The following is a 12,129-nucleotide window of genomic DNA, read 5'->3' on the forward strand; positions in this document are numbered from 1 at the left end:
CGTAATGGAGGAAACCATATGAAAGAGTTTCTGCACCGGGTTTTTTCTGACGTCAAAAATAAAAAAATGACAAAACAGGATGCGATCGGCATTTTGCGCGATTATGATATGCGGATGGGACTTCGCCAAGCGGCATCCCTTCATCCGCTTGCTCAGCAGCATATTTCCGATGAAACGGGACAGGGATTCTCGGCAGCTTTCAGCGGCCGGGAATTTTTTCTCGCTGATGTTTCTTTACAGCGTAAAAAGCTTATGCCCGGAGAACTTCTTTTGGAAATGGCGAGAGCTGCGGCTGTTTTGACAGTAAAGGAGACTGAGGCTGTCCGGCTGACGCATATCGTGTGGTCAAAGCCCATTCTGACTGAGGCTGAGCCGTTCCATATCGAAATCAGGCTGATACCCGCAGAGGGTGAAGCCAAAAGGTTTGAGATTTATAATCCATTTTCTGCCGATTACAGTCATCATGATGTGTACAGCCAAGGGACGATTCAGCCAGTTGATACTGCGCCCGGCATGCTGGATATCAGCCGCTTGAAGGAAAACAGCGGTTCCCTGATGGATCAGCAGCAAATTGTAGCCATCACTCAGAACGATACCGTTCAATACAGTGAGCACATGAAAGGAATTGAGCGTATTTACGCCTCAGCAGGACGGATGCTGGCAGATATATCAATCCCATTGACAAACCAAAAAGAATCCGCCCGATTCGGCCTCCCTCCCTGTGTGATGCAAAGTGTGACAAAGGCATGCGCGCTGCTTGGCGGCAAAGAATATAAAACGCTCGCCCCGGTTTCATTGGACGAGCTTTTGTTTTATGAATCTTGTCCTGACAAGGTATGGGCCGAGATACAAGAGAAGGCGGGGAGCTTTTATATTGATTTATGTGACGGAGAAGGAAAAATATGGGCTTCCCTGTCGGGGTTGAAGCTGCAGCCTGTCATCAAGACGGGCGCTTCCGGAAAAATCAGTGCCGAACACCGCAGTGAACATTTGTATGAACAAACGCTTCTTCAGCTCAAAACGCTTTTTGCCCTGACTACAAAAATTGCTGTTTCCAACATAGATACTGAAGAGCCGCTGGAAACCTACGGAATCGACTCAGTCACTGTGACGAAATTGAATCGCGAATTGTCTCTGCTTTTCGGTGACCTTTCCAAAACGGTTTTTTACGAATATAAGACACTGGGCTCCCTGGCAGCTCACTTTGTCACGGATTATCCAAAAGAATGCCGAAAATGGACAAATGATGATGAGCACCGTTCAGGCGTATCAGAACAGGTTTTGGCAAATGAAGATTTTCCGGTGCTTCCGTCGTTTATCAAGCGAAAGAAACGGCCTTCTTTTTCCAATGAGAACCAGACAAAAGAAGGAATTGCGATTATCGGAGTCAGCGGACGTTATCCGCAAGCTGAAACACTTGAAGCGTACTGGGATAACTTAGCAGCCGGAAAAGACTGTGTGACGGAAATTCCCGAAGAGCGCTGGGAAAAGGACAAGTACTACAACCCTGTTCCCGAAGCGGCCGTGAAAGAAGGGAAAAGTTACAGTAAGCGGGGCGGGTTTCTGAAAGATGCCGCTTTCTTTGATCCGCTGTTTTTTCAAATTTCACCCCGTGATGCTTTGAATATGGACCCGCAGGAGCGTCTCTTTATTGAAATGTGCTGGCAGGTGATGGAGGATGCCGGTTATACGAAGGAACAGCTTGAGAATCTGTATAACGGCCGGGTCGGCGTTTTTGCGGGCATTACGAAAAACGGGTACGGAATGTACTGGAAAAACGGCGGCGCCCTGCAGCCGAAAACGTCGTTCAGTTCAGCGGCCAACAGAGTTTCCTATTTTCTTAATCTGAAAGGGCCGAGCATGCCGGTCGACACGATGTGCTCGTCTTCTCTGACTGCAATTCATGAAGCGTGTGAAAACATCCTTCGCGGCGAATGCGACATGGCGATTGCCGGCGGTGTGAATGTGTATACGCATCCTTCGGCTTATGCGGAGCTCAGCGCCTATCGAATGCTTTCAAAAGACGGAACGTGCAAAAGTTTCGGTGAAGGCGGGGACGGATTTGTTCCCGGGGAAGGCGTCGGAGCCGTGCTGTTAAAGCCGCTGTCAAAAGCGATAGCTGATAAGGACCGTATTTACGGGGTGATTCGCGGCACTCATATCAATCACGGCGGCAGAACAAACGGGTATACAGTGCCGAGTCCGAGCGCCCAGGCTGACGTGATTTCCGGCGCGCTTGAAAAATCAGGAATACATCCGCGGATGATCAGCTGTATCGAAGCCCACGGCACGGGCACTGAACTCGGAGATCCGATCGAAATTGACGGTTTGACCCGCGCATTTCAAACGAAAACGTCAGATAAAGGCTTTTGCGCCATCAGCTCAGTTAAATCCAATATCGGGCATTTGGAAGCCGCGGCAGGCATTGCCGGTGTAACGAAACTGCTGCTCCAGTTTCAAAAACGAAAGCTTGCCCCCTCATTACATTGCCGAAAATTGAATCCGAATATTGCATTTGACCGGACGCCGTTTGTGGTGCAGCGTGAATTGGCAGACTGGAAGCGGCCGGTCATTGAGGAAAACGGAGCGCAAAAGGAGATTCCGAGAATCGCGGGCATCTCTTCTTTTGGCGCGGGCGGGGCAAATGCCCACATATTGATAGAAGAATATATTGAACCTGATAGGGAGATTTCTGAGCCATTCACAGATGAAGATCCCGCAGTCATTTTATTATCCGCCAAACAGGAGGCCAGCCTGAAGCAGCGGGCGCAGCAGCTTCTTCAAGCGATCAGAAAAAATGACGTCACAGACCGCAGCCTCCGGGATGCGGCTTACACCCTTCAAACCGGAAGAGAAGCGATGGAAGAACGTGCGGCGTTTATCGTGACGTCGACAGAGCAGTTAGCGGAAAAACTGCAGCGTTTTATTGACGGCGGGACAGACGGCTGCTTCAGGGGGAAAAGCAAACAGTATAAAGACATTCTAGCCGTTTTTAAGGATGAAGATATGCAGGAAGCCGTCCGTAAATGGATGAAACGAAAAAAATTCGCGAAGCTTCTGGAACTTTGGGTAAAAGGGCTGAAGATTGATTGGTCAGAGCTTTATAACGGCAGCCTGCCGCACCGCATCAGCCTTCCCGGTTATCCATTTATAAAGGATCGGTATTGGCCGGACGATGCAGCGCCTGACAATGTTCGCGGTGCTGAAACACATTCTGAAACATTTCGTGAAACCCGCTTTTTACAGAAAAGCTGGGCAGAAAGCAGCAGTGTTCCGGTTAAGGAAGTGCGGGGCGTCATCGGAATAGCCGCCGATCACCAGACAGGAAATTTGGCCGTTGAGCTGTCCCGTTATTTCCCCGAGTCTGAAATCATTGACGCTGCATCACCGGAAATATCCGGGGACGCGGCCCGGTTTGGCGGTCTGATTGATGTGACCGGATGCGGGACGGAAATCAATCATGATGACGGCTGGATTCATCGTCTGCAGTCTCTCATTGACAACAGAAACCGCGGCCGAAAGCTTCAGCTGCTTTGTGTGACAAAGGGGCTTGAACCTTTTGCAAATGAAACGATAAATCTCTCAGGTGCAAAAAAGGCCGGATTGTACCGGATGCTCCAAAGTGAGTATAAGGATATTCGCTCGCGGCATATGGATGCAGAACAGACTGCCGAAGATCCTGAGCTGGCAAACCAGATCGCAGAGGAGTTTTTTCGCGATTCTGAAGACATCGAAGTGTGTTACCGAAACGGTGTGCGCTATCACGCGCGGTTAAAGGAAACAAACAGCTTAGCAGAAAAAGAATTTTCATTTCCGAAAGACCATGTGCTCTGGATCACCGGAGGAACCCGGGGACTCGGATATTTATTCGCCCGGCATTTTGCCGAACGATACGGAGTCACGAAACTCGTGCTTACCGGAAAAGAAACAATGCCTCCGAAAGCGGAGTGGGATGATCATGTCAAACGGAATTCCCCGTTTTCCGATAAAGTGAGAAGAATCAGAGAGCTCGAACAAAAAGGTGTCCGAACGGAAGTGCTGTCTGTATCTTCCGGCCCTGAATATGAGCAGGCCGTCAGCCGGGTGAAAGAGAAGATGGGGCCGATAGGAGGCGTGATACACGCGGCGGGAGCCGTAGATCTCGATCATCCGGCCTTTATCCGCAAAACAAGAGAACAGATGATGACCGTGCTTGAGCCTAAAACAGACGGACTGGACCTTTTGTATCAAGCGCTGCACAAGGAGCCTCTCCGGTTTTTTGCGCTGTTTTCTTCAGTGTCCGGCGTGATGCCGGAATTAGGAGCGGGACAAAGCGATTATGCCATGGCTAACGCCTATATGGATTATTTTGCGGCCGCAAAAGGTTTTCCGGTGCTGAGCATCCAATGGCCGAGCTGGAAAGAAACGGGTATGGGCGAATCAAAAAGCCGGGCCTATCTGAAAAGCGGTTTAAAGAGCATCACTGACAGAGAAGGGCTGAGCCTGTTTGATGCCATTATGGCAGGCGATTGCGGGTCTGTTATTATGCCGGCCGTCATTCACCCGGAAAAATGGGAGCCTGGCCGTCTGCTGCTTTCATCCGGCCTTACCGAAACAAAGAAGCAGGAACAGGCCGATACAGAAAGCGTTGAGGAGTGGCTGACGGGCATTTGCTGCCGGGAATTAAGACTGGAGCCGTCAAGATTTGAATCTGATACACCGTTTCAAGATTACGGAGCCGATTCCATCATGCTTGCCCAAGTGTCCAGAGCGATCGGAAAGAGGATCAAAGCTGACCTTGACCCGGCGGTGCTGTATGAATACCCTACGGTTGCTGCGCTGGCCGGATGGCTTGAAACAGCATATCCGGAAATCAAAGCTGCCGTTTCAAAACCGGTTCAGCCTGTAATCCCGGACGTTCCCAAACAAACGGCAGCCGCTGTCATTCAGCCTTCTGGCGGTGCAGCGGCGCAAGATATCGCTGTTGTCGGAATGTCCTGCCGTTTTCCGGGAGCTGAATCAATTGAAGCTTATTGGAAGCTGCTGTCTGAAGGAACGTCAGCCATTCAAAGGGTGCCGAAAGAGCGCTGGAAAACGGAGAAGGCGGATTATGCGGGCCTTTTAAAAAATGTAACGCATTTTGACCCGGAGTTTTTCCTTATTCCCGAAGAAGACATCAAGGCAATGGATATCCAGTCCTTTCTTTTATTAGAAGAGGCGCTTCATCTGTTCAGAGACAGCGGTTACTCGTTACAAGAAATGAAAGGCAGGTCAGCCGGTGTCTATTTAGGAGGACGCGGGGGCAGTATGCCTGACGAAAACCGTCTGAAGCATGCAAAAAATCCGATAGTCGCCGCCGGCCCGAATTACTTAGCGGCCAATCTTTCTCAGTTCTTTGATTTGAAGGGGCCGAGTCTTGTTTTGGATACGGCCTGTTCTTCAGCGCTTGTCGGTATGAATATGGCGATACAGGCGCTTTCTTGCGGTGAAATCGACTCAGCGGTGGTCGGGGGAGTCAGTCTGCTGGAATCCGGTCAAACCCACCGGATGTTCGAACTCCGCAATTTGTTAAGTGAAGAGCCTGCGTTTCATATTTTTGACCGCCGCACCGGCGGCATCGTATTGGGAGAAGGCGTCGGAATGGTGTATTTAAAAACAGCGGCCCAGGCTGTAAAAGACGGGGACCGGATTCATGCGGTCATTAAAGGCATTTCCGTAAACAATGACGGCAGAACCGCGGGGCCTGCCACACCGAATATACAGGCGCAGAAAGAAGTGATGGCCAAGGCGCTTGCCAAAAGCGGCAGAAAAGCGGAGGATATCAGCTACATTGAAGCAAACGGTTCTGGCTCTGAAGTAACGGATCTTTTGGAGCTGAGGGCGATTGAAGCGGTATACCGTATGCAAAACAGCGCGCCTTGCGAATTGGGGTCGATGAAGCCGAATATCGGACACCCGTTATGTGCTGAAGGGATTGCCGGTTTCATTAAAACAGTGCTTATGCTCTCGCGCCGAAAACGTGTGCCTTTCCTTTCCGGCAAAGAGCCGATGACGCATTACGATCTGTCCGCCTCGCCGTTTTATTTTTCGCACGCGCTGCGTGAATGGACGGATTCACCGCGGATTGCCGCCGTCAGCAGCTTCGCTGACGGAGGGACGAATGCCCATGTCATAGTGGAAGCCTGGGAGCAAGAGGCGTATACCCCGGTCAGAAAGCCTTTGCCGAGACAGGAATTAAAACGCCGGCCCATTCGTCCGGACAAAGCCGAAAGCCTGCATGAAAACGCACATAAGTCCCGCCCGAATACGTTTTGGAAACAAATGAAGACTTACTGATTGCGCTGAAAATTGAACGTCGATATGGAGGAAGTTCATATGCAAGAGCAGCTTCTTATTAACAATCAGCATCCCGTTCTGAAACATCATAAAGCCTATGGAAAGGAACTGCTGCCGGGTCTGGCTTATATTGACCTGATCTATCAGACTTTCAGAGAAAACGGTTTTTTTCATGCCGGCCTTGAACTCAGGCACTTATCGATTTTTCACCCTTTAGCTCCTGAACAGGGAGAATCAATCCTGCTTTCCGTTGACTGTACAGAGAACGGCGAAGAGCAGTGGAAGGTGGAGGTGAAAGGGCAAAAACAAGGTGACGAAGCAGCAGAGACAAAGGTATATGCCGCGGCGCAAATGCATTCCGTCAAGCCCGCCGGCTTCCAAGAGAGCGTCCGGATGGATGCCGTAAAACAAACGGCGGCAGAAATACCGCTTGAGGACATTTACGCGGAATGCAGGGATCAAGAACTGGTTCATTCAGGAATGATGAAAGGCTGCGGAAGCGTCTACCAAACTGAAAAAGAGATTTATATTGATCTGTCGGTGCAAAAGGATCAGCTGGAACATGCAGAAGAGGCGATGTTTCATCCCGCATTGATAGATGCGAGCAGCATCGGCTCCAATGTATACCTCGCTCCTTTGACGAGGAAGGAGGGGCAATTATTTCTGCCGCTGTTTTATGAATCGTTTTATTGCGCCGAATTGCTGCAGACAACATGTATCACCAAGATAAAAAAAGAATCCGTCACCCGTAAGAAAGATCTCGTTTACGTGACAATGGAGTTTTTCAATGAGGAAGGCAGAAAAGTCGGCGAACTGAAAAACTTCGCCAATAAACTGGTGAGGGACCCGGAACTGATCAATCAGAAACGGCAAAAGAAAGAACCTGACGGGCGGAATGCCGTCCCGGCTCCGCAAGCGGAACCGGCGCCTTCTGAGCCCCGCCGTGCGGAGGCTTCCGCCGGCCTTACTGAACAGTGCATCCTTTATTTAAAAGAATTGCTTGCCGCCCGATTGAACAAACCTGTGAAAGAGATTGACCCGGATATCGGCTACTATGAAATGGGGCTGGATTCTCCGGGGCTGTTGGACATGGTGAAGGAAATTGAACAAAAAATCGGAACGCAGCTACTGCCGACGCTGTTATTTGAATACACGACAATCGCGGAATTGGCGGGATATTTGTGCGAACATTACGGAGCCGGTTTCGGCCATGCTCAAAGCGGACATTCAAGTGCTGAGCCTTTGCCCCGGGAAAAAAAGAGGACGACCCAAATCCGCGTGAAAAAGTCGGCATCAGCCGGAACGCAGAATGGAGATATTGCGATCGTCGGGATGGCGGGACGGTACCCCGGCGCCAAAAATCTTCGTGAATTTTGGACAAATTTAAAAAATGGAGAAAACAGCGTAACGGAAGTGCCTCGTTCCCGCTGGGATACGAGGACATATGAGCATTTGCGATCGCCGTCCGGCAAGCCGATTTCCAAATGGGGCGGTTTTATAGACGATCCGGATTGTTTTGATGCGAAATTTTTCCGGATTTCTCCGCGGGAGGCAGAAGCTAAAGATCCGCAAGAACGATTGTTTTTGGAAACATGCTGGGAAACGATTGAGGATGCGGGCTACACCCCGGAAACAATCGTTCAGCCGAAAGGGCCGAATAAGAGAATGAACGTCGGTGTGTTTGCCGGGGTGATGCATATGGATTATTCTCTCGCCGGCGCTGAAGCTGCGGCGAAAGGGCTGGTCTTTCCTTATCCCTTGAACTATGCGCCGATCGCAAACCGTGTTTCATATTTTTGCAATTTTCACGGGCCGAGCATGGCGGTTGACACGGTGTGTTCGTCATCTTTGACGGCCGTCCATATGGCGGCGGAAAGTCTGAGACGCGGTGAATGTGAAGCAGCTCTTGCCGGAGGCGTCAATTTATCATTGCACCCGACAAAATATATCACATACGGCTTAATGGATATGCATTCGAGTGACGGGCTGTGCCGCACGTTCGGTGAAGGCGGCACAGGCTATGTCTCAGCTGACGGCATCGGGGCCGTGCTGCTGAAGCCGCTCCACAAAGCCGAAGAAGATAAGGATCATATTTATGCGGTGATAAAAGGCAGCGCCGTCAATCACGTGGGAACCGTCAGCGGGATTACCGTGCCGAGCCCCGTGGCGCAGGGGGATATGATAGCTGAATGCCTTGAAAAGACTGGGATCGATCCCCGGACGATTTCTTATGTGGAAGCGCACGGAACCGGAACTTCTTTAGGAGATCCGATTGAAATACAAGGTCTTGTTAAAGCTTACCGCACGTTTACGGAGGATCGGCAATTTTGTGCGATCGGTTCCGTTAAATCGAATATCGGACATGCGGAATCAGCCGCCGGGATCAGCGGGCTTCATAAAACGGTTTTGCAGCTGTTTCACAAAACGCTTGTCCCTTCTTTGCACTCAGAGACGATTAATCCGTATCTCCGTTTAGAGGACTCGCCATTTTACGTGCAGCAAAAAACCGAGTCATGGAAAAAGCCGGTGTATACAGAGAACGGCCGTGAACATTCCTGTCCGAGACGCGCAGGCATCAGTTCATTCGGGGCGACGGGTTCAAACGTTCATCTCATTTTAGAAGAGTACAGGCCCAAAAACCCCGGCATTACGGAGAATCAAGAGAGACCGTATATCGTGCCTCTATCAGCGAAAAATCCGGAGCGGCTGAAGGAATACGCTGCCCGGCTGCTGATGTTTCTCAAAGATAAAGCGCTTGAAGGAAGCGGGCCGCTTCATGACAAAAGAGTTACAATGCAAAATCAGCTGGAAAATGCGTTGCGCAGTGTTCTGGCGGATGTTCTGCATGTAGAGGCCGGCTCGGTAGATGGTGAACAGGATTGGAAGGAATTCGGCTTGGATGTCATGCAGCTGACACAGTTTTCTGAGCTGATGACGGATCAATACGGGCTGGCAATAGACATGACTGATCTCATACAGCATACTTCCGTCCGGACTTTAGCAGAATGTCTTACAAACGATGAGAAACATAAGGATATTCTTTCCGGTCTTTTCGGCCAGTCCGGTTTAGATAAGCAGCCTGATGAATCTTTTTCCCTGCGGTCACTGGCGTATACGCTGCAAACGGGACGGCTGGCAATGGAAGAACGGCTTGTTTTTTTAGTGAACGATCAAGCGGACCTGATCAGGAAATTAACCGAATTTACAGAACGAAAACGGCAGATTGACGGCTGCTTTCAAGGGCGGTCTGATAGCGGAACGGAAATCAGGGGTTTCCTGAACGATGATCAGGATACGGAGGAGCTGATCCGAAAATGGATGGACAGCGGCACTTACAAAAAACTTGCGGAGCTGTGGTCAAAAGGATTTGAGATAGATTGGACGCGGCTGTATCAGGAGGAGAAACCGCGCAGGATGAGTCTGCCGACGTATCCGTTTGCAAAGGAACGATATTGGATACCGGAGCCCGATCATACCGTCACTTCCGTAAATACAGAAAGCAGGCTTCACCCGCTGCTTCACCGCAATACATCAGATTTGTTAGAACAAAAATTCAGTACGATACTGAACGGAGATGAATTCTTCTTAGCTGATCATATCGTCCGAAACAAGCGTGTTCTCCCCGGGGCGGCTTATCTTGAAATGGCGAGAGCCGCGGCTGAACTGGCTGCCGCGCCGTTAGCCGCTGAATACACGGCTAAAACCGGCATTTCGCTGCGGTATATCAGCTGGATACGCCAGGCCGTTCACAAAAAAGAGCCGCTGCGTATGACGACAGGGCTTTCCTTGGAGGATAACGGCAATGTTTCATTTCAAGTGTACAGCAATGAAAACGATTCAGACATTTATTGTGAAGGCAGCGCTGTGATTGAGCCGCTGTCTGAGGCGCCGGTTTTGCATATTGAACAGCTGAAAGCGCGCTGCCGCAAAAAAGTGCTGTCAAAAGAAGACTGCTATGCGGCGTTTGCAAAGGCGGAAATTGTATACGGACCTTCACATCAAGGAATTGATCACATTTATTGCGGGGAAAAAGAAGCCTTGGCTAAATTGGTGCTCCCTGCTTCCGTTTCTGATGAAGCCGAACAGTTTGTGCTCCATCCGAGTCTGATTGATTCCGCTTTTCAGGCGGCCATCGGCGTTATGAATGAAGATCAAGCGGGTTATCCGGAGCAGCCGTTAATGCCTTTTGAATTACATGAACTGACCGTTTTTCATCCGTGCAGTCCAAACATGTGGGCGGCCGTGTTTGTGACGCATGAAACACCGGCCGTGCGAAGAATGGACATTGATATATGTGATGAACGCGGCAATGTGTGTGTAAGGATAAAAGGATTTTCTGCCCGGATGGCCGAAAGTGCGCCGGCCGTAACCGATAATAAGCAATACGATCTGCCGGGTAACCTTACCGGAGCCGTCAAACTGATGCAGGTATGGGACGCGGAACCGATAGACAACCAAACCGGCTTCCCCATTTCTGAAGCAAAAGCTGTCATCATAGGCGGTACAGATGGGCAGGCGGACGCGGTTTTACGATTGTTTCCTAAAGCTGTGCGATTTGATATCGGCCAAAGTGCTTCCGTTGAAGTGATATCTGATCGGCTCCGCCGTCTCGGTGAGATTCAGCATATGATCTGGTTTGCCCCTCAGCCGGCTGATTCTGACAGCCATGATCAAAAAAGCGGGGTGCTGCAAATTTTCAGAGCGGCCAAAGCTCTTATCGGTCTCGGGTATGGAAAAGAGCAGCTCGGGATGACGGTGATTACGCACCAAGCACAGCCTATCACCCAATATGATGAGGTGCGTCCCGCTCATTCCAGTGTGCACGGTTTCGTCGGGTCTCTCGCAAAAGAACATCCGAGCTGGCACATCCGTCTGGTCGATCTTGAAGACGGGGGGGTTTTCCCCGCAGAAGACATATTCAGCCTGCCCCGCGACCGTACGGGTAAAGCATGGGTGCGCAGACATCAGGAATGGTACAGGCCTCAATTGCTTCCGGTCCAAAGCGGGCCGTCTGAAAGTGTTCCTTACCGCTATGGAGGCGTATATGTCATCATCGGCGGTGCGGGAGGCATCGGCGAGGTTTGGACAGATTATATAGTGACGACGTATAAAGCCCGAGTCGTCTGGATCGGGAGGCGGCCGCTGGACAGCCGGATACGCCAAAAAATAGACCGGTACCGGCCATCAGGCCCGGCTCCCGAATATATAGCCGCAGATGCTTCTGATCTTCCATCGCTTCAGCGCGCCTATGAACAGATTAAAAACACATACGGCACCATCAGCGGCGTCGTTCATTCAGCGATGGTATTTGCGAATGAAAGCGTAAAAGATATGGAAGAATCACAGTTTCACGCCGGTCTTGCGGCGAAAGTGGATATTTCCGTCAACATTGCCGAAGTATTTGCGAAAGAGTCTTTGGACTTTATTCTCTTTTTCTCTTCGGTTATTTCATATATTAAGAATCCGAATCAAAGTCATTATGCGGCGGGGTGCGCATTTAAAGACGCATTTGCCCATGAGCTTTCCGGACGGCTGTCATGCCCGGTCAAAGTGATGAACTGGGGTTATTGGGAGCGGGCTGACAATCACATTTCTGAAGAGTTTGACAGACTGAGTGCAATCGGTCTCGGGCTGATCAGCCGGGCGGAAGGGATGCAGGCGCTGGAAACTCTGCTGACGCAGCCGATCTCCCGCATGGGGCTGATGAAGCTGACCAAGCCGATTCCGATCGAGGGAATGAACCCTCATGAATTTGTGACTATCTGATTGCCTGTCAAAATGACGGAGCAAATTTAATTTTCTTAGGAGGATAAG

General features: G+C 50.4%; 2 protein-coding genes. Both read left to right on the forward strand.

Going from position 1 to position 12,129, the window contains the following annotated elements; all coding sequences use genetic code 11:
• Positions 1 to 18: 18 nt before the first annotated feature.
• Positions 19 to 6,315 (forward strand): type I polyketide synthase, encoded by a 6,297-nt coding sequence (locus tag CXL14_RS11815; protein WP_053284911.1) that lies wholly within the window; start codon positions 19 to 21, stop codon positions 6,313 to 6,315.
• Positions 6,316 to 6,354: 39 nt separating this feature from the next.
• Complete coding sequence (locus CXL14_RS11820) at positions 6,355 to 12,081, forward strand: type I polyketide synthase (protein ID WP_053284910.1); 5,727 nt, start codon at positions 6,355 to 6,357, stop codon at positions 12,079 to 12,081.
• The last annotated feature ends 48 nt before the right edge of the window (positions 12,082 to 12,129 follow it).

Origin of the sequence: Bacillus sp. SJ-10 (assembly GCF_002843505.1) — a bacterium.
In the GTDB taxonomy this organism is placed as follows: Bacteria; Bacillota; Bacilli; order Bacillales; family Bacillaceae; genus Bacillus; species Bacillus velezensis.

Bases quoted from the DNA above. Each gene is read 5' to 3' on its own strand.
- CXL14_RS11820 (WP_053284910.1), top strand. From the start codon at position 6,355: ATGCAAGAGCAGCTTCTTATTAACAATCAGCATCCCGTTCTGAAACAT.
- CXL14_RS11815 (WP_053284911.1), top strand. From the start codon at position 19: ATGAAAGAGTTTCTGCACCGGGTTTTTTCTGACGTCAAAAATAAAAAA.